The sequence below is a fragment of the Bosea beijingensis genome (assembly GCF_030758975.1).
In the GTDB taxonomy this organism is placed as follows: domain Bacteria; phylum Pseudomonadota; class Alphaproteobacteria; order Rhizobiales; family Beijerinckiaceae; genus Allobosea; species Allobosea beijingensis.
The window spans coordinates 416,635-438,702 of the sequence record NZ_CP132359.1 but is presented as its reverse complement, the minus strand read 5'-3'; the positions used below and the strand labels follow the sequence as shown (position 1 = coordinate 438,702).

Here is a 22,068-nt window from a genome sequence, read left to right as displayed (position 1 = left end):
CGTCAGGCTGCGCTGCGAAGGTCGAGATCGAGGACGGCGTCGAGGTCGAGCACGACGAGAAGCTCGTCGGCCAGGCGATGGATGCCCGTCGCCAAGGCCGTCCAGACGCGATCGAGGTGAACAGGGAGCGGCTCGAAGGTGGACCGGTCGAGCCGGATGACCTCGCCGACCGCGTCGACGATCAGCGCATAGGCCTCGCCGCCATGGTCGATGCCGATCGCCGTCAGTTCATGGCGGCCCTGGCCGTCGGGCTGGAGCGAGACCGGACGGCCCAGCCGCTTGCGCAGGCAGATCGCGGTGACGATGCGGCCGCGCAGGTTGATCAGCCCGACGATCTCGTCGGGCGCGCGCGGCACGATCGTGATGCGGTTGGTGATGAACACGTCCTGGACACGGCCGATCGGCAGGCCGAGAAGCTGCTCGCCGACGCGGATCGTCACATAGTCCAGCGAGTCGCCAAAGCCGGGCGCGACGGGTTCGGGGATGTGGGTTTCGTTCGACATCATGCCGCATGCCTCAGATCGGCGCCGGCCGCGTTGATCTCGCTCAGCAGGGCGCGGCGGTCGAATTTCGCGACGACGTCGTCGAGACCGGCCTGGACCGCCCGCATGTGCAGGTCGGGCGTGGCGCAGGTCGTCAAGCCGAGGATGCGCAGGCGCTCGCCCTTGGCGCGTTCGCGCAGGAGGCTGGCGAAGGCAAAGGCGGCGTCGCTGTCGCGGTCGAGATCGAGCAATGCGGTCACGATCGGCTCGCCGGCCGTCGCCAGGGCCGCTTCGCTGAAATCGGCGATCGGGGCGATGATCCGGCCGGAGGCCCTCAATACCGGGCTGAGCATGTCGCGCAGGAAGTCGGAGGGCTCGACCAGCAGGACCCGGCCGGGAAGCTCGGCATTGCGCCCGGCCGCGAACCAGCCGGGCTCGTTCAGCGGCAGGTAATGGGCGAGATCGAGGATGTCGGTGGCGCGGCCGCGGATCATGGCCGAGCCGATGATGCCGCGCGCGTCGGCCGCCGCGATCTCCAGATCGAAGGTTTCCTCGACGATGTCGACGATCGCCTCGACGGCGAGCGCCACGGTGAGATCGCCGTTCGAGACGATGACGAGCGGCTGGATGCCCTCAGCACGCAATGGCGTGTCGGCGACGGGGGTCACGGGGACGAGACGGCCGCGGTAATGCAGCAGGGTGCGGCCGCCGCTGCGCTGGAATTCGCCGGCCTCGATCTCCTCCAATCGCGTCACAAGCGAGAGAGGCAGGGCCTGCAGGCTGCCGGCGCCGGCCCTGAAGACCAGCATCGTCGTGCGTTCGCCGCGATGCACCTGGGCCGCTGCCTCGCGCGGCTCCTCCTGCGCGTCCTCGGACGTGGTTGCGCCGACCAGGCGAGCGACGCCGTTGGGATCGACGATGAGCACGACGGTGCCGTCGCCGAGAATGGTGTTGCCGGAGAACAGGTGGATATGGCGTAGCTTGCTCGACATCGGCTTCACCACGATTTCCTCGGTGTGGAAGACGCTGTCGACGAGGATGCCGAACTGCCGCTCGCCAATCTGGGTGACGACGATGAAGCCCTCGCCATCGGCCCGCCGGGCGGCTTCCCGCCCCGGGCAGGCCATCAGCCCCGGCAGCGAGACGATCGGGAGGAGGCGTCCGCGCAGCCGCAGCACCGGGGCGCCGTTGATCTCCTCGATGCGGTTGTCGTCGCCGGCCTTGGCCCGGACCAGTTCGCGCACCGCGATCTGGGGAATGGCGTAGCGGTCCTCGCCGGCGACCACGATCAGCGCCGAGATGATCGCGAGCGTCAGCGGAATCTTGATGGTGATCGTCGTGCCGAGGCCGGGGCGGCTGGCGACATCGACCGTGCCGCCGATCGAATCGACATTGGCCTTGACGACGTCCATGCCGACGCCGCGGCCGGAGACTGCTGTGACGCTGTCGGCCGTGGAGAAGCCGGGATGGAAGATGAAGCGGCTGATCTGCGCGTCGCTGAGCTTGTCGAGCTCGGCTTCGCTGGCGAGGCCCTTTGCCATGGCCTTGCCGCGGATGCGCTCGATATCGAGGCCGCGTCCGTCATCGGCGATCGAGATCGTGACCGAGCCGCCCTCGTGATAGGCGGCGAGGCGAATCGTACCGTGCTCGGGCTTGCCGGCCTCGCGGCGGTCGGCCGGCAATTCGATCGCATGGTCGGCGCAGTTGCGGACCATGTGGATCAAGGGGTCCTTGATCAGGTCGAGGATCTGACGGTCGAGCTCGGTCTCGGCACCATCGGTCAGCAATTCGATGCGCTTGCCCAGTTCGGCGCTGAGATCGCGCACGATGCGCGGCAGCTTAGACCAGGCATTGCCGATCGGCTGCATGCGCGTCTTCATCACGCCGTCCTGCAATTCGGCGGTGATCAGCGACAGGCGCTGGAGCGGGGCCTTGAGCCCGGCATCCTCCTGTCGCCGCGCGACCTCGAGGAGCTGGTTGCGGGTCAGGACAAGCTCCGAGACCATCGTCATCAGGTGCTCGATCGTGTCGACATTGACGCGCAGGGTGGCCGGACCGCCGCTGCGGACGGGGCCTTGCGAATCCTCCGCGGGGGCGGCGGTTTCGCTGCCTTCGATGCGGCCGTCGCGCCCGCGCTGCGGGCCGGGCGCGCTGCGGAAGACGATATCCTCGGTGCTCGTCGGGGCCGGCGCGGCCTGGCCATGGCGGGCGAGATAGGCAGCGACCGGGTCGAGCGAGATGTCGGCCGGAGCCTGCTGCCTGAGCTCGCCCTTGGCGTGCTCGGCCAGCGCGAACAGCTCGCCGATCAGCGTCTCGTCGTTGCCTTCGGGCTCCTGCCCCTTCTCGGCAAGCTCGGCCAGGATGTCCTTGATCCGGTCGATCGTTTCCAGGATCGCGGTGACGGCGATGGGCCTGACGGTGGCGCCGTCGCGGAACTGCCCGATCACCGACTCGGCGGCGTGGGTCAGCGCTTCCAGCCGCGGCAGGCCGATGAAGCCGCAGGTGCCCTTCACCGTATGGACCAGCCGGAAGATGTTCCGCAGGATGTCGCGGTCGTTCGGGTCCTGCTCGAAGCGAACGAGTTCCCGATCGACCGTGTCGAGATTCTCGCCGGTCTCCGTCAGGAACTCTTGCAGCAACTCGTCCATGCAGGAACTTCACTCAACGCGGAACGCTGCAGGAACTAAAGCAGGAGAACGGTTTATGATCGGTTGAGATCGCCTCTCGACCGGTAACGATCCTTCAAGCCGCCTTGGCGGCCTTGATCGTCACGGTATCGCCGTCGATGGCGAAGGTGATGCCCATTTCAGCGGCGCGTGCGACCATGCCGGTATAGAGCGGCTGGACGGCATGGGCGTCGATCGTGCCGGTTTCCGAGCGCCCGGCCAGGAGCTCCTCGACATGGGCGGGAATGCGGGCATGCGAGCCGGTCGCGGTGATCTCGAACGTGCCCTGCTCGCCTTCGACCGTGGCGCGCGAGACGAGCTTGCCGCCGCGCGGCACGGCCTGCGTCGCGATGACCAGGAGGTTGAGCAGAAGCTTGACCTGGTTCTTCGGCAGCAATGCGCGCGGCGCGTCCCAGTCGAGTGAGAGCTTCTCGTCGTTGAGGAAGCCGTTGGCGACATTGCCGGCATCGCCGAGATCGATCATCGCGCCGGCGGAACCGGCGGCGCCGAAGGCGAGGCGGGCGAATTGCAGGCGGGCCGAGGCGGCGCGCGCGCTCTTCTTGATCAGCTCCAGCGCGAAATCGCGCATCGAGGGATCATCTTCCTCCAGGACTTCGAGAGCGTTGACAATCGCGCCGACCGGGCTGATCACGTCATGGCAGACGCGGCTGCAGAGAAGCGCAGCCAGATCGAGCGGCTCGAGCGAGATGTCGGTCATGGGGGCGAGGTCCTGAAACGGGGACGCGCCGGATTGGGGCGCCGTTATCGCTTGATATGCTGCTATCTTGGTTTTCATGTGGTTAATCGCCATATCGGGGACGATTACGGGAAGGATGGGCCGCGATGATCGGCCATGACGATCCCCGCCTGCGCGACCGCGACGGGCTGGGGCGCAAGCTCGCGGAAGCTGCGGCTGTGAGTGCCGCCGTTCTGCTGGCGAAGCGGGCGGCACGCGACGTGACGCTCAAGAGCGACGGCTCGCCGGTCTGCTCCGCCGATCTTGCGGCCGACCACGCCGCCAAGGAGGCGCTGACGCGCCTGTTGCCCGGCTTTCCGATCGTCAGCGAGGAGACGGCGCAGAATACGGCGCCGGACGCCATCTTCATCCTGCTCGATCCGCTCGACGGCACGCGCGAGTTCCTCGCGGGCGGCGACAGTTATTGCGTGGCGATTGCGGTCGTCCGCGACGGCAGGCCGATCGCAGGCGCTATCGCAGCCCCGGCGATGGGGCGGCTCTGGTTCTCCGGTGCGCATGCCTATGAGCAGGACTTCGCCCCGGATGGGGGCCTTCTGGGCGAAGCGCGACCGACAAGTGTCAGGGCCGTGCCGGGCGAAGGGCCGGTCGCACTGGTCAGCCGCTTCCATGGCGACGGCCGCAGCGACGGCATCGCGGCGGCGATGTGCTGCAGCAAGGGTATTCCGGTCTCGTCGGCGGTGAAGTTCGGAATGATCGCCTCGGGCGAGGCCGACATCCATGTCCGCTGCGGCCAGACGATGGAATGGGACATCGCGGCCGGCGACGCGATCCTCTCGGCCGCGGGCGGGATCGTGCTGACGCTAGACGGTACGCTGCCCGATTACGGGCGCAGCGAGCGCCAGTTCCGCAATCCGCCCTTCGTTGCGGCATCGAGCGAAAAGCTGGCGCGACAGGCCATCGCCGGGGATTGCGGCGGCTGAAGCAGCCGCCTGCCTAGCGGGCGACGAGGCGCAGCACCGCGTTCCAGCGGCTTTCGGCCTGGGCCAGCAATCCGGCTTCCCGCAGGAAGCGCTGGCGGTTTCCGGCGGAGCGGAACAGGAAGAGGCGCGACCCGATCACCGCGAACTGGCTCGGGTCGCTCTCGACGGCGAGGCCATTGGCGACGCCGGTCGGATCGAAGCCGCCGAAAGCGGGCATGTAGATATCCGGCGCGTCGCGGAAGGCTTCGAGATTGGCCTGCGAGGCGAAGCGCCAGACGAAGCGATCCTGGATGAGTTCGTATTCGGCGCGTCCCGCCATGGGCTTGGTGCCGAGCCGATAGGAGACCGGGTCGAAGCCGTTGATGGCGAGGCCGGTGCGCAGGTCCCGCTGCATCATCTCGCCGAGCGAGGGCATCTCAAACAGGGCAGCGAAGGGTACGGGCGTCGGCGCGGCGGACGGGGTGCTCGCGAAGCCTGGCCGCCCGATCAGGGAGAGCGCGACGGCGCCGGCGGCGAGCAAGCCCCAGCGCTGCCTTGTTGCGGCCTTCATCGCATCAAATCCTCGGACAAGTCCCATCCCGGGCTCAGCGGCTCTCCGGAATCTTCACGCCTTGGATAGATTTGCAGCGTATCAAATTCGTTACCGAATTGATTCGCATTCGCCGAACGTCACGCTTCGACGTTCGGCCGGGCGGCGGATGGCCCAGGATCGGCCCGCCCCCCGGCCCGTACCGCATCCATCCCGGGCCGGCTGCCGCGCAGCCCCCGCCGGTGCCGAGCGGACGGACGATCGAACCGCCCCGGCGCTCTGCCTTGTCTGGCGCCCTGCCTGGAGATGTCGCTGATGACCCAGACCCGCCGCAACCTGATAACGGGCGGTCTCGCCGTGGCCGGCGCGAGCCTGAGCGGGATGCCGCTTCCGGCGCTCGCCCAGAAATACCAGGAGCAGCAGTCGTTCAGCCAGAACGAACTCGTCGGCTCCGGCCACAAGTTCTTCGGCAACGTCTCGCGCGGTCTCGCGCTGACGATCGAGGAGGCGGTGCGCCGCTGGGGCGAGCCGAACGGCTATGTCCTCGGCCAGGAAGCCTCCGGCGCCTTCGTCGGCGGCCTGCGCTATGGCGAGGGCCAGCTCTATACGCGCAATGCCGGTGACCGCCGCGTGTTCTGGCAAGGCCCCTCGATCGGCTTCGATTTCGGCGGCGAAGGCGCGCGCACGATGATGCTGGTCTACAACCTGCCGGTGGTCGATGCGCTCTACCAGCGCTTCGCCGGCATCGACGGCTCGGCCTATTTCATCGGCGGCTTCGGCTTCACCGCGCTGACGGCGGGCGGCATCATGGTGGTGCCGATCCGCACCGGCGTCGGCTGGCGTCTCGGCGTCAATCTCGGCTATCTCAAGTTCACGTCGCAGGCGACCTGGAATCCGTTCTAGGCCGAGACTGAAGGGGCCGTCGCCGTCACGTTCGGGCGATGGTCTCTGGCCATGGCGCCGCCGCCATGGCAGATTCGATCTCAGCTTGCAGCCGGGAGACCTGAGACTTGATCGAAGCCGCCATGCTGTTTGCGCTCGGCTTCCTCTGCGCCGCCCTCTTGGCGCTGGCGGCCGTGCCGGCGCTGGCGCGGCGGGCCGACAGGCTGGCCCGCAAGCGGGCCGAGGCGGCGTTTCCGCTGTCTCTCGCCGAAATCGCCGCCGACCGCGACCACTTACGCGCCGAGCTGGCCTTGCGCATGCGCTCGGCCGAGCAGGATGCCGAGCGCGGCTTCGCCGCCAAGGCCGGCGCGATGCAGGAACTCGGCCGGCGCGACATGGCGATCGGCCGGCTCGAGCGCGAGCTTGGCGAACGCGATGCCCGGATCGGCGGGCTGGAAGCCGACCTCGAGCAAACGCGCGGCGAGCTTGCCGATACGCAAGGAGCGCTGGCGAGCGAGCGGGCCGGCCATGGCGAAACGGCCGCGACGCTGGAGAAGCGCGTCGCCGACCTCGCGAGCCTCGAACGCAATCTCGAAGAGACGCGCGCGGCGCTGACCGGCACCGGCGCCGATCTGGTGGCGCGCAGCGGCGAATTGGACTGGGAGCGCGAGACCGTCGGGCGCATCGAGACGATGCTGGCGGAACGCGAGCGGGAATTAGGCGAAAGCCGGAGTCAGGCCGAGAAGCTGCGCGTCGCGCAGGTCGAGGACGGGACGCGGATCATGGTGCTGCAAGGCAAGGGCGACGAGCTTGCGGACAAGCTCGCCCTGACCGAGAAACGCCTTGCTCAGAGCGAGGCGGCGCTGCGCGCCATGACCGGCGAGCGCGACGGCGAGAGGGTGCGGGCCGATGCCTTCGACGCGCGCGCGGCGCAGGCCGAGGCCGGATTGGCCGCTGCCGATGCCCGGGCCAGCACGGCGGGCGTGGCAGCCCACCAGCTCGACACGCAGCTTCGGCAGGAACAGGCCGACCATGCTGCGACCAGGGACATGCGGGCTGCACTTGACCTGGCGCTGACCGCTGCGAAGGGCGAGCACGAGGCGGCCAAGCAGCGGAATCGGGAGGAGGTCGTGACCTTGCAGGACGCTCAGAACGAACGCGAAAGCCAGATCGAGATGCTGCGGGCCGAACTCCAGACGCTGCAAGGCGCTCTGACCCAGGCGAGGGCCGACCGAACTCACCTGATGGACGAGATATCGGCATTGCGCCGGGGCGGACCTGGAGGCGCGGGAGCCAATGACGCAGCTCTGCGTCAGGAAATCGTCAAGCTGGCGGACCGGCTGATGAATGCCGCTCCGAAGCGGGAAGCGGCGGAGTAAGCGCAGTCCCCCGCTACAGTCTCCGGGTGCCGGATTCTTCGCCGACACCGGATTTCACTTTGCCATTCGATGCTCTAGGAAGGCTGTGTTCCCCGGCATTCCCTCGCCATCTGAATGGTTTGAAACGTGACCGACAGCCGCTTCGATCTTCTCTGCCTCGGCGAACCGCTCGGCGAGTTCAATGCGACCCGCGCCGAGAGCGGCGCCTTCCTGTTCGGGCATGGCGGCGATACCTCGAACTGCGCGGTCGCGGCGGCGCGCCAGGGCATGTCGGTCGGCTATCTCGGCGCGCTGGGCGATGACAGCGCCGGTCATTCGATCCGCGGCCTGTGGAAGCGCGAAGGCGTCGACGACAGCCATGTCGCGACCCATCCGAGCGCGCCGACCGGCCTCTATTTCGTCGATCACGGCCCGTCCGGCCATGTCTTCTCCTATCTGCGCGCCGGCTCGGCCGCGAGCCTCTACGGCCCGCGCGACCTGCCGCGCGACCTGATCCGCTCCGCCCGGATCATCCAGGCTTCCGGCATCAGCCAGGCGATCTCAGCCAGCGCCTGCGACGCCGTGTTCGACGCGTTCGACACCGCGCGCAAGGCCGGCGTGCTCACTGCCTACGACACCAACCTGCGCCTTAAACTCTGGCCGCTGACCCGCGCCAGGGCGATCATCCATGCCGCCTGCGCCATGGCCGACATCATCCTGCCCGGTCTCGATGATGCGACGCAGCTCACGGGGCTCAACAACCCCGATGCCATCGTCGATTTCTATCTCGGGCTTGGCGCGCGGGTCGTGGCGTTGACGCTCGGCCACGAGGGCTCGCTGGTGGCGACACCGGTTCGGCGCGAGCGCTTCCGACCGATCAAGGTCGATGCGATCGACGCGACCGGCGCGGGCGATTGCTATGACGGCGCCTTCCTTGCCGAATACCTGCGCACGGGCGATGCCTTCGCCGCCGGTGCCTACGCCAATGTCGCGGCGGCGCTTTCGACGCTGGGGTATGGTGCGGTGGCGCCGCTGCCGCGTCGCGTCGATGTCGAGGCCCGCATCGCTGCGGAGGCGCGGTCCTGATGAGCGTTCCGATTCTGAAGCGGGCGGGCGATCTCCTCGCCCGCTACGATGTGCTGATCAGCGATGTCTGGGGCGTGGTGCATGACGGGCTCTGGGCGCTGGAGCCGGCCTGCGACGCGCTGATCGCCTATCGCGAGCGCGGCGGCACGGTGGTGCTGCTCTCGAACGCGCCGGGGCCGTCGCAGCAGGTCGCAGGACTGCTCGACGCCAAGCGCGTGCCGCGCGAGGCCTGGGATCGGCTCGTCACTTCCGGCGACGTCACGCGAGCGCTGATCGCGCAGAGCCATCACAAGCGCGCCTACCATATCGGCTGGCAGAGCGACCGAGCCGTGTTCGACGGACTGGATGTCGCGCTCGTCGACGAGGACAAGGCCGATATCGTCGTTGCGACCGAGCTCAACGACTACCGCACCGAGACGCCGGAGCAGTACCGGCCGCTATTGGAGCGCTTCGCCCGGCGCGGTCTGCCCCTTATCTGCGGCAATCCCGATCTCGTCGTGCATGTCGGCGAGGACCTGCTGCCTTGCGCCGGTGCGCTCGCGACGATCTACGAGGAGCTCGGCGGCTCCGTCGCCTGGGCCGGCAAGCCGTATCGCCCGGCCTATGACCTCGCGCTGGCGGCGGCGGCCGATGCCCGTGGCGGCCGATCGGTCGAGCCCGGCAAGGTGCTGGTGATCGGCGACGCGGTTCGCACCGACCTCGCCGGGGCGCGCCTGATGGGTTTCGACAGCCTGTTCATTGCCGGCGGCATCCATCGCGACGAGACCATGCGCGGCGGGGAGGTCGACGCGCCCGGCCTGGCCAAGGTGCTGGACGGACTGCCCGTCCAGCCGATTGCGGCGATGGGTGCGCTGGCCTGAGGCTGCGTTCAGTGCGCGTCGCCCGTGCGGGCGTCGCGCAGGGTCGTCAGCGTGATGACGATGCAGAACAGCATGCCGACGATCGACAGGATCGCCACCGCGCGGAAGCCGACCATGAAGGCCTCGCTGGCGCGAGCCAGCATCGGCCCGGCATGATCGGGCGAGAGCCCCGCGGCCAGCGCCAGCGCGCCACCGAGAGTCGAGCGTGCCGGGGCGAGCGCATCCGCACTGACGCCGGATACGGCGACATCCGCCATGCGGCTGCGATAGAGGGCGGCGCCCAGGCTGCCGAGCACGGCAATGCCGAGCGCGCCGCCGAGTTCGGCCGAGGTTTCCGACATGGCGGAGGCCGCGCCGGTGCGCTCGGGTGGAGCCGAGCCGACGACGATGCCGGTCGTCAGCGTGATCACCGGCGTGAAGCCGATCGAGAACACGACCGAGGCCGCGACGATCTGGATCAGGCTCGGCGCGAAGACGAGCCAGACGAAGCCGAGCGCCGAAAGCGCCATCCCGCCGGCCATCAGGGTCGCCGGCTTGTAGCGCCCGACCAGCGCCGGCGTCACGAAGGAGGCGAGCGTGAAGGCGATCGCCGAGGGAAGCGACCAGAGCCCGGCCTGCAGTGGCGTCAAACCGGCGACGAGCTGGAAATACTGCGCCATGAAGATGAAGCTGCCGAACATGAAGAGGATGCCGGCAAGGTTGATCGCCAGCGCCGCCCGGAAGGCCGGAATCCGGAACATGGCGAGGTCGACCACCGGGTCGGCGAGCCGCTTCTGACGGCGGATGAAGATCAGGACGAAGGCGAAGCCGACGAGGATCGCCGCGGCGGCCAGCCAGTCGAAGCCCTCGGCTGCCCAGTGCTTGACGCCATAGATCAGGCTGAGCACGGCGGCGAGCGAGAGCAGTGCGCTGAGCACGTCGATGCGCCCGGCATTCGGCGCGCGGTACTCCGGCAGCAGGATCGGGCCGATCGCGAGGAGCAGCAGCATTGGCGGCACGGCGATCAGGAAGACCGAGCCCCACCAGAAATACTCGATCAGGAAACCGCCGACGACCGGGCCGATGATCGCGCCGGCCGAGAAGCTGGCGATCCACATCGAGATCGCGAAGGTGCGCTCCTTCTCGTCGGTGAACATCACGGTGATCAGCGAGAGCGTAGAGGGCGCCAGCGTCGCGCCGGCGATGCCGAGCACGGCGCGCATCGCGATCAGCATCTCCGCGCTGTTCGAGAAGGCAGCGACCGTCGAGGCGACGCCGAAGAAGGCGGCGCCGATCATCAGCAGGCGGCGGCGGCCGATGCGGTCTCCCAGCGTGCCCATGGTCATCAGGAAGCCGGCGACCATGAAGCCGTAGATGTCGATGATCCAGAGGAGCTGGCTGGCGCTCGGCTTCAACTCGCGCGTCAGCGTCGGCACGGCGAGGTTCAGCACCGTCAGATCCATCGAATAGATCATGCAGGGCAGCGCGATCGCAATCAGGCCGAGCCATTCGCGCCGGGTCGCCTTCGTCCCTCCGCCGGTCGAAGCGGGTGCCGCCGTCATCGTCATCTCGCAAGTCTGGTTATCAGGCCGGGCTGTTTGCCACGATAGCGCGGCGGAAATTGGCAGGAGAGGCGATTTTCGCCTTCCCGCCGCGGCCGGCGGGCTAACCCGGCTGCGTTGCCGGAGGCTTGTGCAGATACGCGGCGATATCCTGCCAGAGCCCTTGCAGCGGGCGGAAGACGAAGCGCACCGTCGACTTGCCGGGCGGCACGACGACAGCCCGGAACAACACGTTGGCACGGAGCAATTCGGCCGGCTGGCCGTCGATCTCGACCTGCCACCAATGGTGCCAGACATCGTTGAGCACGAGATAGCCGCCGCGCGCCGTCTCGGCCGAGAGGGTGACCGTCGTCGTGCCGTAGTCGCGGATCGCGACACTATCGGGTCCGAGCGGGCCGGTGGGGAGTGGAGGGGGGTCGCGGTCGAGCAGGACGGTGCGGCGCGGGTCGAAGCCTTGCGGCCATTCGCCGGATTTCAGGATGGCGTCGAAATCGGCCTTTCGGGCCTCTGTCACCAGCAGCACGCGCGGCAGGGCGCGGGGGTTCTCGTAGACGAAAGCGTCCTTGGTCCGGGCGATCTGCCTGAGGTCGCCGGGCTTCAGGCGCTTGTCGATCTGCTCGACGGGAACTCCGGTCGCGATGAAGCGCAGGCCGAGCATGTCGGCGAGCAGGGAGCGATAGCCCGGCATCAGCGGCGAGAACGTGCGCTGGTCGGGCAGCGCGACATGGTCTCCGGCCCCGGTCGCCTTGGTGTAGAGGCCGAGCCGCAGCGGATTGTAGCCCAGCGTGTTGTCGAGACCGTGGACGAGGCTGGCATTGGGCCAGTGGAAGTCGATGGCCGCAAGCTCGATGCGGTCGCGGCGATCAGGCGCCATGGTGCGGGCCGTCTCGCGCTTCAGCAGGGCGATGGTCTCGTTGTTGCTGTCTTTGCGCAGCACGTCATAGGTCTGCGCGGGCAGGGCCGTGGATTCGCTCGGGCCATTGTTGACCGCGAGGTCGATGGTCAGCGTCGCCGCCAGCACCATGGTCGCGGCGAGGACCGAGTTCCGTTTGGCGAGCCCATGCGCCGCGACAAGGCCGCCGAGCGAGAGCATGGCGCATAACGCGGCGAAGACGAGCGGCATGGTCGCGACCGGGATGCGCCCAACCGTCCAGGCCAGCCACAACGCGAGAGCGAGCGCCCCCGTGAAAATCAGGGCTTCGAGGGCGATGTGCCAGGGGCGTGCCTTCGGGGCGCTGCCGGTCATGACGAGATGGGTCAGGTAGCCGCCGAGCAGGGCAAGTAGGGCACCGAGGATGAACAGCGCATCGGCCGGGCGGCGATAGAAGCTGATGCCGGGCAATTCGAACAGCACCCGGAAGGCCGGCGTGTAGCGGCCGAGCGCGAAGAGCAGGACGATGATGGCCGCAACGGTCAGCGGGACGATCTCGCGCCGCCAGAGCGCGCCGCGGACGAGGCCGACCGTCAGGATCAGCCCCATCGGCAGCAGGCCGAGATAGAGCTGGCTCATGTTGCGGGCGAGGAAGAGGCTGAGCGGGCCGAAGCGCGCTTCCCAGGCCGGGCTTGGCGCGCCCCAGAAATCGGCGAGCGGTCCGGCGGCGCCATAGAGATTGGCGAATAGCCCGGTCAGGAGCGCGGCCGGGTGGAGCGAGCCCTTGCCGGCCTCGACGAAATCGATGACGGGTCGGTTCGATTCCTGCGCGATGAAGGCGGTCAGCAGGATCGGGACCGTTGCGACCAGGATGGCGCCGAGCGTGCCGGCGACGAGCGGCGGCAGGCTGGCGCGGAAGGCCCGCCATGGGCTCTTCGCCATCAGGATGGCGGCGATGGTCAGCCCGGCGAGGACATAGACGCCGAGCAGCGCGATCTGATCGCGTCCCAGCACCATGAAGCCGGAGACGATGCCTGCTGCGAAGCCATAGGCGATAGAGCTGCGCTCCAGCGCACGCGATAAAAGGAAGAGCGTGATCGCGAAATAGCCGAGGCTCAGCACCTGCCCGACATGCTGGATGCGCCAGGCGGCCGCCGCGCCGAAGGCGAAGGAGAGAGCCGCGACGACGGCGCCGGCCGGATGCCAGCCGCGGTCGCGGAAGATCAGGACGATCGACAGCGCTCCAAGAAGCAGCGTGCCGAGCAGGGCGCCATCGCTCCAGCGGAAATCGGGAGCCGGATTCAGCGCGGCGATCAGCGCGAAGGAGGGCGAGAAGATCAGGGATTGCGGATCGGCGACCTGCGGCGAGCCGGAGAAGACATAGGGCGTCCAGAAGGGCGAGAGGCCCTTGTGCCAGGCATCGGCGAGGAACTGGAGCTGCGGGTGGAAATGCGCCTTGGCGTCCCAGGGAATCGTGACGGTGCCCGAGAGCCAGGGCCAGGACAGGGCAAGCCAGGCGATAAACACGATCGCGCAGACGCTGGCGAGCGGCCAGCGTCCGGGATTGTCGGGCGGGGTGTTGTCGGGCTCGGGCATCAGCCTGGCCTGATCGCAAACGGGACCGGGGTCAATCCGTCGGGGCGGCGCGCGCCATCAGCGCGTCCATGTCGATAAAATGGCCGGCACGGTCGCGCTTCGAGGCGAGATAGCGGACGTTATGGGCGTTCGGACGGCCGAGCACGCGCTGGGTTGCGGCCACTTCCAGCCCGGCGGCCTCGATCGCGCCGATCTTCTGCGGATTGTTGGTCAGCGCCACCACCCGCGAGACGCCGAGCTGCTTCAGCATCGTCGCGGCGAAATCGAAATGGCGCTGGTCGAGATCGAAGCCGAGGACCTCGTCGGCGTCATAGGTGTCCCAGCCCTGGCTCTGCAGCTTGTAGGCGCGCATCTTGTTGGAGATGCCGTTGCCACGGCCTTCCTGGTCCAGATAGAGCAGGATGCCGCCCTCGTTCTCGGACATCCACTGCACCGTCTCGCGGAGCTGGTCGCCGCAATCGCATTTCAGCGAGCCGAAGAGATCGCCGGTCAGGCAGGCCGAATGCAGGCGAACCGGCATGGCAGCGGCGAGATCGGGCTTGCCGACGATGATCGCGACCTGATCGCGCAGGCCCTCGCCGCCGCGGAAGACGACGAACTCGGTGTCCGGCGCGCCTTCGAGCGGCACCGGGGCGCGGCCGACGATCTTGAGCGTCGCCGCCTGCTCGGCGCGGTAGCTGTCGACGGCAGCGATTTCGACCTCGACGAGCGGCTCGCCGGCCACCACCTCGGCACTGACCGGCACAAGGATCACGGCCGGCAGCACGAGCGAGAGGCGGGCGAGTTCAAGCGCGGCCTCGTCGAGAGCTGAAGCCGGGGCGACGGGCGCATCCATGCGGCCGTCAATCTTGAGCGCGAGCGTCTCGATGCGGCCGCTATCAATGGTCGGGAGCGCGAATATGCCGGTCTCCAGGCGCCCCTTGGCGCCGAGACGGCGCAAGCGTGCGGCGCTCAGCACGAGATGGCCGCGGCCCTGCGCCAGACGATCGAACCGGCGGACGAGTTCGGCGTCGGCGAGCTCGGCGGAAAGGGCCAGCGCCAACCGCCCGCCGTCGCGGAGCAGGACGGGGCGGCCGGCGCGAAACTCGGCGATCGCCCGCTCGACCTTCACGAGATCCGTCTGGAGGGATGGGCCGAAGAGCGTACGCGACTCAGGCATCGAAAAGTCCGTCAGATTGGGCCGGGAAGCGGCCGAGGGAGCGTCCAGGGCACCATCGGGTATCGATATAGGACCTTGCAGTGCGCTCTGCCAGCAACGTGGCGGGCGGGGCGCCGGTTCCATGATCAAAACCCCGTCAGATGGCGCGCGTCAGCAAGCGAAAACGGGAACTTCCGGAGCATGTCGCAGTCCTATGGGCGCATGCGCTTGAACGTGAGATGAATATCGTTCCGGCAGCAGGTCAGGAGGCTTTCCGATGCAAGACGAAATGCCGGCAACCCGCGTCTACAGCCCGGCCGCCCGGGCGCTGCACTGGATCACAGTCGCCGCGGTCCTCGTGATGATCCCGGTCGGGCTCACCATGAGCTATCGCGGCAATGTCCTGAATATCTGGGACGGGCTGACCAACGGGCTCTACAGCGCGCACAAGCTCGTCGGCTTCCTGCTGCTGTGGTTGATGGCGGGCCGGCTGGCCTATCGTTTGCTGCACGGAGCGCCACCGGACGAGCCGAGCCTGGCCTGGTGGCAGAGGGTCGCGTCACATCTGATGCACTGGTTGCTTTACGGCTTGCTCATCGTCGTGCCGCTGCTCGGCTGGATCGGGGTGTCGCTGTTTCCGGCGCTGACGATCTTCGACCTGTTCGACCTGCCGGCATTGGCCAAGCCCAACGAGGAGGCGGCCAAACGCGTGCTTTCCATCCATGGCAAGCTTGCGCTCGCGACCGGTGCGCTCGCGCTGATGCATATCGGCGCGGCGCTGCACCACTACCTGATCCTCAAGGACGGCGTGATGCGGCGCATGTTGCCGTGGGTGAGGTAGAGTCTTTCTAGATCGGACGGGCCCAGAGGTCCTGGTGGCCGATCATGGCTGATTGCGCTTCACGGCGCGTTGCGAGCCAATCCGCGATGGTCTTGGGGTCGAGGCGCTCGGTCTCGCCGACGGCCGAGGCGACGCCTTCCGCCAGCGCTTGCTGCAGAGGCCGGCGTTTCGCGTCCAGCAGCCAATTGCTGTCGCCGCTCGAAATCGCGAAGCCCGACTTGCGGAAGGCTTCCGCCATGATCTCGCTGGCCCCCGGACCGGCGGCCGGGCCAAAACCCTTGTCGCGATGCTGATGGTCGGTGAAGGCGGCATGGATGCCGGTATCGGCCGGGTGCTCGGGCAGCCAGGTCTCGCGGCCGTCATGGGTCAATACGGCATAGAGCGGCAGGTGCTGGGCGGCCAGAGCCGCGACGAAGCGCTCGATCCAGCGCTTCGAGGCCAAGTCGAACAGCGCGGCAGCAGTGACGAGATCCGGCTGCCAGCCCAGCACCCATTCGAGGTCCTTGTTGAGGTCGACCTTGCGGGTGTCGACCGTAATCGTCTTGCCGTCCTTGGCGAGCACGAGTTCCTCGCCCTGCTCGCGCGCCTCGTCGGCCCATTCCATCAGGCGCTCGCGGGCGAAGGCGAGAAGCTCGGCATCGTGATCGACGAGTGTCCAGTGCTGGCGATCGGGCAGGGCGGCATAGGTTCCGCGCAGATTGGAGCCGGCGCCGCAGCCGAGATCGAGCACCGAGAGCGAGGCCTTGTCGGCAAAGTAGCCGCCGACGGCGGCGAGAACCTGCGGATTGCGTGCCGCATGATCGGCCGGCTCGCGCAAGGCGAGCCATTCCGGAGAGAAACCAGCCATTACCCCACCTTTCGGCCGCCGTCGCGCAGGCACGTCTCCGCGACGATGCGCGCGGTCTCGCTCCAGCGCGGCAGATCGCCGGCTGCGGCCCATGCGGCATCGGCGCGCTGCCGACGCTCTGCCGGCGCATCAATCAGTCTCGCGAGCGCCTTGGCAAGTGCCGCTGTGTCGCGGGGCGGTACCTTGAGGGCGGCGGCATCGGGCAGGGCGTCGGCGCCGGCACCACTCAGCGTCGTGACGATCGGCAGACCGCGCGCCAGCGCTTCGGTCAGCACCATGCCGTAGCCTTCATAGAGCGACGACATCACGAACAGATCGGCTTCGTCATAGAGTAGAGCGAGTTGCTCCGCTCCTACGCCGCCCGTCAGCGCGATGCGATCGGCAAGTCCGGCGCGGGCGATGCCATCGCGCAATTCCGCTGCCGTCGCCGGAGCATGATCGGGAGAGCCGGCGATGGTCAGCGTCCACGGACGATCCGCGATTTCCGCCAGCGCTTCGACGAGGATGCCGTAGCCCTTGCGGGGAATGAGCGAGCCGACGGCGAGCATGTACAGCGCCTCGCTGCGTCCGGAGCCCTGAGCACGCGGCGCCGGGTCGGTGCCGGGGATCGCGACGGCGATCTTGTCGGCGGGGACTTGGAATTCCGCTTCCAGCGTCAGCTTCGTCGCCGGGCTGGTGACGACGATGGCGCGGGCATGGCGCAGAGCAAGCGTTTCGCTCAGCCGCAACGTCTCGGCGGCCTTCGGGCTGTGCCCCGTCTCCAGTGCCAGTGGATGGTGGACCAGCGCGACCAGTCGATCCGCAAAGCGTGCCGCGAGCGCCTCCGGGAAGGCGCCGAAGGCCAGGCCATCGACGAGCAGGATGTCGTCGGGCGCGGTCGTGACGAGGAGCTGTTCTGCCGCCGCGAGATCCTTGACCGTCGGAAAGGGGAAGGAGCCGGGCAGGGCGAGATGACGGGCTTCGATGCCGGCTTCCCGCCATTCGCGCAGGAGGCGCCGGTCGTAGCCATAGCCGCCGGTCGGCGCATCGATATCGCCGGGGATGGCGAAGACGATGTCGCTCACGCCAGCGCGCCCTCGTAGCTCGCGCGGGCGAGGTCGGTCTCGTGCAGGGTGACGCGGATCTTGCTCAGCCCTGCGCCATCGGCGCCGAGCGCGCCGGATTTCGCCGCTGCCGCCATGGCGTCGAAAATGTGCTTGCAGAGGAATTCGGTGGTGGTCAGCACACCCGCGAATTGCGTGAGGGCGTCGAGGTTCTGATACTTCAGGGGCTTCAGCGTCTCGGCGAGGGTGTCGAGTGCCGCGCCAATGTCGACCACGACGTTCTGCCGGTTCAGCGCCTCCCGAAAGAAGGCGACATCGACCACGAAGGTGGCGCCGTGCATGTTCTGCGCCGGACCGAAAAAGGGATCGGGCAGGGAATGGCCGATCATGATGCGGTCGCGGACTTCGACGGAAAACATGCGATCTCCCGGGATGGGTTTCAGGCTCGGCCCGGTCAGGGCCGCGTTTCATAGCAAATCGCGGCGGTCAGGCCAGCGGCGCCCGGCGCGAGCAGGCCGGGCAGGCGCTGCGGCAGGTCGCGAAAGGCGATCTCGTCAGTGATCAGCGCATCGAGCCGGTCGTCGGCGAGCAGGGCCATGGCGGCTTCGGCCCGGCGGGCAAAATTCCAGCGCGCGCGGCGTGAGGCCGAGACCAGGCCGACCTGCGACGAGACGAGCTGCAGCCGGCGGGCATGGAAGGCGCCACCGAGCGCGGCGGGAACGGCGCCTTCGCCGTACCAGCTCAGCTCGACGATGCGCGCCTCGGTGCCGGCTGCCGCGATGGCGGTGGCGAGGCCGGCTGCGGTAGCGCTGGTGTGGAAGACGATGTCGGCGTCGTTGGGCGCTGCATCGGGCAAAGCAAAGCCGAAGCCCAGCTCGGCGGCGAGCTTGGCCCGGCTTGGCTCGACATCGACGAGGGTGACCTCTGCTCCCGGCAAGCGAGCCGCAAGCCAGGCGACGAGCAGCCCGATAACGCCGCCGCCGACGATCACGATCCTGTCAGCGGGGCCGGAGCCGGCATCCCAATGGGCGTTCAGAGCCGTCTCCATGTTGGCGGCGAGGATCGCGCGCCGAGGCGGAACCGCATCCGGCACCAGTACGAGACTTCCGCTTGGCGCGACGAAACGGTCCTGATGCGGGTGGAGACAGAAGGCGATGCGGCCGATCCTGTCCTGCGGACCGGCCTCGACGCGGCCGACGGTGCAATAGCCGTATTTGACGGGAAACGGGAAGCTGCCTTCCTGAAAGGGCGCGCGCATGCGCTGGTGCTCGGAAACGGGCACCCGGCCCTCGCAGACCAGTCGCTCGGTGCCGCGGCTGACGCCGCTCCAGAGCGTCGTCAGCAGATAGTCCTCCGGCCCAAGAGCCGGCAAGGCGACCTCATTCAGGTTGCATTCACGGGGCGCTGTATACCAAAGCGCAAGAGCCTTTGTCCTTGCGTCAGTCGATGTTGCAGGCTTTAGCTCCCGCGCCATTCGCGTCCGATCCCGTCCGTCCGAGCCTGTCTGCCTACCATGACAGAGACCGCCATGAACCAGCGTCCCGCTCCGACCACGTTCCGGCGGGCGACGCAAGAGGCCGGGCCGAACGGTCTGACCCCGGCCGGGCTGCAGGCGGAAACGGTGCTGCGGCGCCGGCGGTTCCTCGTCCTCGCTCTGAATCTCGGCACGCTCGCCCTGCTGCTCGCCGGACTCGCCCGCGTGCTGGGGGCAGGCGGCTGGAGCGTCGTGGATATCGCGATCTTCATCGCCTTCCTGTTCGGGGCGCCCTGGACCGTGCTCGGTTTCTGGAATGCCGCGATCGGGCTCTGGCTCCTGCATGGCAAGGCTGATGGGCTTGCCGGGGTCGCGCCCTTTGCCGTGGCCAGCGAGGAGGCGACACCGTTGACCCTCCGCACCGCCGTCCTGATGACCTTGCGCAACGAGGATCCGGCCCGCGCCTTCCGGCGGCTCAAGGTCGTCAAGGACAGCCTCGATGCGACCGGCGAGGGCGCCTGGTTCGACTATTTCGTGCTGTCGGATACCAGCGATCCGGCGGTTGCCGAAGCCGAGGAGAAGCTGGCCGCGGCCTGGACGCGTGAACTCGGCGATCCGGCGCGATTGACCTATCGCCGCCGCAGCGACAATGCCGGGTTCAAGGCCGGCAATCTCCGCGATTTCTGCGAGCGCTGGGGCGAGCGCTACGAACTGATGCTGCCTCTCGATGCCGACAGCGTCATGGCGGGCGAGACGATCCTCGGGATGGCCCGAATGATGCAGGCGCATCCGAAGCTCGGAATCCTGCAAAGTCTGGTGGTCGGCATGCCCAGCCGTTCGGCCTTCGCCCGCATCTTCCAGTTCGGCATGCGCCACGGCATGCGGCCCTACACCATGGGCTCGGCCTGGTGGGGCGGCGATTGCGGGCCGTTCTGGGGACATAACGCGCTCGTGCGGATCGCGCCGTTCCGCGAGCACTGTCATCTGCCGGTGCTGCCGGGCGGGCCGCCTCTGGGCGGAGCCGTGATGAGCCATGACCAGGTTGAGGCGACCTTGATGCGCCGCGCCGGCTACGAGGTGCGCGTGCTGCCGGTCGAAGGCGGGAGCTGGGAGGAGAACCCGCCGACCATGCTGGAATTCGCCAAGCGCGACCTGCGCTGGTGCCTCGGCAACCTGCAATATCTCAAGCTGATCGACATTCCCGGCCTCAAGCCGATGAGCCGTTTCCAGCTTGTCTGGGCGATCCTGATGTTCCTCGGCCTGCCGGCCTGGACACTGATGATCGCGCTCCTGCCGCTGAAGGTCGTCGAGGATCGGGCGATCGCCGATTATCCGGCCGTGCTCGCAGGTGGGCTCTATCTGCTGTTTCTGGCGATGTATCTCTCGCCCAAGCTTGCCGGTTTCGCCGACATCCTGCTGACGCGCGGTGGCGTCGAACGTTACGGCGGCAAGGCGCGGTTCCTCGTCTCGGCGGCGGTCGAGCTGGTGTTCTCCTTCCTGCAAGGTGCCGTTTCGAGTTTCCGCACCACGCTGTTCATGATCGGGCTCGCCTTCGGACGGGCCAGGATCGGCTGGAACGGGCAGGCACGCGATGCCCACGCACTGTCCTTCGCGACGGCTTTCATGGGACTGTGGCCGCATCTGCTGTTCGGGGCCTATTTGTTCGTCACGCTGAGTCTGGTGGCGCCAGCGGTGCTTTTCTGGTCGCTGCCGTTGACCGCGGGCTACGTGCTGGCGATCCCCTTCGCCATGCTGACGGCGGCGCCCGCTTGCGGTGCCTGGCTGGCGCGGCGCGGGCTCTGCGGCATTCCCGAGGATTTCGACCTGCCGCCGGTGCTCGCCGCAATCCGTGACGGGGAGGCGGCATGAACGCCGTGACCTATCCCAAGGGCACGGTGAAGGCGCTGTCGCGCTCGCTGCGTGTTTATCATGGCGACAAGCAGCGCAATGCGGCGATGGACCGGCTCTACGGGACCTTCCTCGCGCCTGGCGATCTTGCCTTCGATATCGGCGCCCATGTCGGCGACCGGATTTCCTCCTTCCGTAGACTGGGCGCGCGTGTCGTTGCGCTGGAACCGCAGCCGGGGCCGGCCCGCGTCATCCGCCTCATCCATCGGCGCGATCCTCTGGTGACATTGGTCGAGGCGGCCTGCGGCGACCATGAGGGCTCGATCGCGCTCCGGATCAACAGCGAGAATCCCACGGTCTCGACAGCCTCGGCCGCCTTCATCGGTGCTGCCGCAGGCGCTGGCGGCTGGGAAGGGCAAATCTGGGATCATGAGATCACCGCGCCCTGCACGACGCTCGACCGGTTGATCCAGCGCTACGGCCTGCCGAAGCTGCTCAAGATCGATGTCGAGGGCTTCGAGGCGCATGTGCTGGCCGGCCTGACCAAGGCGGTGCCGGTGATCTCCTTCGAGTTCACGACGATCCAGCGCGAGGTTGCCGAGGCCTGTCTCGCCCTGCTCGAAACGCTCGGCCCCTATCGCTTCAACGTTGCGATCGGCGAGAGCCAGATCCTCGAACTCGCGGAGCCGGCGAGCGCCGAGGCGATGGGCGATTATCTGCGCAGCCTGCCGCATGAGGCCAATTCGGGCGATGTCTACGCGATCCTGACGGGTTGAGGCGCCTCAGAGGCTGCTTACGCCGAGCCAGGCGAGGATCGCTGCGACCAGTAGGCTGAACCAGCCGGGATGGCGCCCGCGCGTCGCGAACAGTACCAGCGCCGAGCCGGCCAGCGATGCCACGATCGCGACCTTCACCAGCCATGTGCTCGGCAGGGGCTGACCCGGCACCAGCGCGAGGGCGATCAGGATCGCGGCGACCGCGCATCCCAGGATGCTGACGAGATGCCAGCTCGCCCAGAGGATCCTGACATGGCGCTCCCGCAGCAGCGGGCCTCCTTGCGTCGGAACGATGCCGCCGTTGCGCAATTGCCGGAAGATCAGGAACTCGCCGACGACCGAGTGGACCAGCGCCGTCAGCGCCATCACCACCCCGGCCCCAAAAAGCAGCGGCTGCATCGATCGCCCCGTCGGCTGCAGAGGAGGGAACTTCTGCGCTTCCCGTTCGTAGCAGTGCTGGGCCTGATGCCGGAAGCGGGCTCGTTGTCGCGGCTGCCGCGGTTTCGCCATAAGCCGGTCAGCCACGGTTCATCTCGCTGCGATCAGGCTGTCC

20 protein-coding genes are annotated in these 22,068 nt (G+C 68.1%); 8 read left to right on the top strand and 12 right to left on the bottom strand.

The genetic code is table 11. The annotated features are described in order from the left end of the window. Window positions 1-2 precede the first annotated feature (2 nt). The 3 genes from Q9235_RS02210 to chpT form a co-directional block, all read right to left on the bottom strand. Window positions 3-506 (bottom strand): chemotaxis protein CheW, encoded by a 504-nt coding sequence (locus tag Q9235_RS02210; RefSeq protein WP_306225169.1) that lies wholly within the window; start codon window positions 504-506, stop codon window positions 3-5. After that, window positions 503-3,130 carry a chemotaxis protein CheW gene (locus tag Q9235_RS02205; protein WP_306225168.1) on the bottom strand — a complete coding sequence of 876 codons (2,628 nt, stop codon included), beginning with the start codon at window positions 3,128-3,130 and terminating at the stop codon, window positions 503-505. The genes Q9235_RS02210 and Q9235_RS02205 overlap by 4 nt, the downstream gene beginning before the upstream one ends. Before the next feature lie 94 nt (window positions 3,131-3,224). Further along, window positions 3,225-3,866 (bottom strand): histidine phosphotransferase ChpT, encoded by a 642-nt coding sequence (chpT, locus tag Q9235_RS02200; RefSeq protein WP_306225167.1) that lies wholly within the window; start codon window positions 3,864-3,866, stop codon window positions 3,225-3,227. Between the two features lie 125 nt (window positions 3,867-3,991). Between chpT and Q9235_RS02195 the strand changes: the two genes are divergently transcribed. Beyond that, window positions 3,992-4,825 (top strand): 3'(2'),5'-bisphosphate nucleotidase CysQ family protein, encoded by an 834-nt coding sequence (locus Q9235_RS02195; protein ID WP_306225166.1) that lies wholly within the window; start codon window positions 3,992-3,994, stop codon window positions 4,823-4,825. Window positions 4,826-4,838: 13 nt separating this feature from the next. Here Q9235_RS02195 and Q9235_RS02190 read toward each other — a convergent pair whose 3' ends face one another. Continuing rightward, window positions 4,839-5,375 (bottom strand): YHS domain-containing (seleno)protein, encoded by a 537-nt coding sequence (locus tag Q9235_RS02190; protein WP_306225165.1) that lies wholly within the window; start codon window positions 5,373-5,375, stop codon window positions 4,839-4,841. 360 nt (window positions 5,376-5,735) lie between these two features. On the opposite strand from Q9235_RS02190, the gene Q9235_RS02185 reads away from it, so the two are divergent. The 4 genes from Q9235_RS02185 (at window position 5,736) to Q9235_RS02170 (ending at window position 9,540) form a co-directional block, all read left to right on the top strand. After that, window positions 5,736-6,257: a DUF1134 domain-containing protein gene (locus tag Q9235_RS02185; RefSeq protein WP_306228084.1), complete on the top strand. Its 522-nt coding sequence runs from the start codon at window positions 5,736-5,738 to the stop codon at window positions 6,255-6,257. 107 nt (window positions 6,258-6,364) lie between these two features. Continuing rightward, window positions 6,365-7,615 carry a coiled-coil domain-containing protein gene (locus tag Q9235_RS02180; RefSeq protein ID WP_306225164.1) on the top strand — a complete coding sequence of 417 codons (1,251 nt, stop codon included), beginning with the start codon at window positions 6,365-6,367 and terminating at the stop codon, window positions 7,613-7,615. A gap of 126 nt (window positions 7,616-7,741) precedes the next feature. Beyond that, a complete protein-coding gene (locus Q9235_RS02175) occupies window positions 7,742-8,680 on the top strand; it encodes a sugar kinase (RefSeq protein ID WP_306225163.1) in 939 nt (312 codons plus the stop codon). Continuing rightward, window positions 8,680-9,540 carry a TIGR01459 family HAD-type hydrolase gene (locus Q9235_RS02170; protein ID WP_306225162.1) on the top strand — a complete coding sequence of 287 codons (861 nt, stop codon included), beginning with the start codon at window positions 8,680-8,682 and terminating at the stop codon, window positions 9,538-9,540. The genes Q9235_RS02175 and Q9235_RS02170 overlap by 1 nt, the downstream gene beginning before the upstream one ends. Before the next feature lie 8 nt (window positions 9,541-9,548). On the opposite strand, the gene Q9235_RS02165 is transcribed toward Q9235_RS02170, so the two are convergent. The 3 genes from Q9235_RS02165 to ribA all read right to left on the bottom strand — a co-directional run bounded on the left by Q9235_RS02165 (window position 9,549) and on the right by ribA (window position 14,707). After that, on the bottom strand, window positions 9,549-11,081 hold the full coding sequence (locus Q9235_RS02165; RefSeq protein ID WP_306225161.1) for an MFS transporter: 1,533 nt from the start codon (window positions 11,079-11,081) through the stop codon (window positions 9,549-9,551). A 103-nt stretch (window positions 11,082-11,184) separates the two neighbouring features. Beyond that, window positions 11,185-13,548 carry a glycosyltransferase family protein gene (locus Q9235_RS02160; protein WP_306225160.1) on the bottom strand — a complete coding sequence of 788 codons (2,364 nt, stop codon included), beginning with the start codon at window positions 13,546-13,548 and terminating at the stop codon, window positions 11,185-11,187. A 31-nt stretch (window positions 13,549-13,579) separates the two neighbouring features. Beyond that, window positions 13,580-14,707, bottom strand: a complete 1,128-nt coding sequence (gene ribA, locus Q9235_RS02155; protein ID WP_306225159.1) for a GTP cyclohydrolase II RibA — start codon at window positions 14,705-14,707, stop codon at window positions 13,580-13,582. 256 nt (window positions 14,708-14,963) lie between these two features. Between ribA and Q9235_RS02150 the strand changes: the two genes are divergently transcribed. Continuing rightward, a complete protein-coding gene (locus Q9235_RS02150) occupies window positions 14,964-15,527 on the top strand; it encodes a cytochrome b (protein ID WP_306225158.1) in 564 nt (187 codons plus the stop codon). A 7-nt stretch (window positions 15,528-15,534) separates the two neighbouring features. On the opposite strand, the gene Q9235_RS02145 is transcribed toward Q9235_RS02150, so the two are convergent. The 4 genes from Q9235_RS02145 to Q9235_RS02130 are packed head-to-tail and all read right to left on the bottom strand — an operon-like array spanning window position 15,535 to window position 18,891. Then, a complete protein-coding gene (locus Q9235_RS02145; protein ID WP_306225157.1) occupies window positions 15,535-16,374 on the bottom strand; it encodes a small ribosomal subunit Rsm22 family protein in 840 nt (279 codons plus the stop codon). Next, window positions 16,374-17,438: a glycosyltransferase family 4 protein gene (locus tag Q9235_RS02140; protein ID WP_306225156.1), complete on the bottom strand. Its 1,065-nt coding sequence runs from the start codon at window positions 17,436-17,438 to the stop codon at window positions 16,374-16,376. Before Q9235_RS02140 ends, Q9235_RS02145 begins: the two co-directional genes overlap by 1 nt. Beyond that, window positions 17,435-17,836 carry a 6-pyruvoyl trahydropterin synthase family protein gene (locus Q9235_RS02135; protein WP_306225155.1) on the bottom strand — a complete coding sequence of 134 codons (402 nt, stop codon included), beginning with the start codon at window positions 17,834-17,836 and terminating at the stop codon, window positions 17,435-17,437. The genes Q9235_RS02140 and Q9235_RS02135 overlap by 4 nt, the downstream gene beginning before the upstream one ends. A 35-nt stretch (window positions 17,837-17,871) precedes the next feature. Next, window positions 17,872-18,891, bottom strand: coding sequence for a zinc-dependent alcohol dehydrogenase (locus Q9235_RS02130; RefSeq protein ID WP_422678257.1), 1,020 nt, complete (start codon window positions 18,889-18,891; stop codon window positions 17,872-17,874). Window positions 18,892-18,945: 54 nt separating this feature from the next. Between Q9235_RS02130 and mdoH the strand changes: the two genes are divergently transcribed. Both mdoH and Q9235_RS02120 read left to right on the top strand, forming a co-directional pair. Beyond that, window positions 18,946-20,760, top strand: a complete 1,815-nt coding sequence (gene mdoH / locus Q9235_RS02125) for a glucans biosynthesis glucosyltransferase MdoH (RefSeq protein ID WP_306225153.1) — start codon at window positions 18,946-18,948, stop codon at window positions 20,758-20,760. Further along, on the top strand, window positions 20,757-21,515 hold the full coding sequence (locus tag Q9235_RS02120; RefSeq protein ID WP_306225152.1) for an FkbM family methyltransferase: 759 nt from the start codon (window positions 20,757-20,759) through the stop codon (window positions 21,513-21,515). The genes mdoH and Q9235_RS02120 overlap by 4 nt, the downstream gene beginning before the upstream one ends. 6 nt (window positions 21,516-21,521) lie before the next feature. Here the strand turns inward: Q9235_RS02120 and Q9235_RS02115 are convergent, their stop codons facing one another. After that, entirely contained in the window at window positions 21,522-21,914 is a 393-nt protein-coding gene (locus Q9235_RS02115) for a hypothetical protein (protein WP_306225151.1), read from the bottom strand. Window positions 21,915-22,068: the final 154 nt, after the last annotated feature.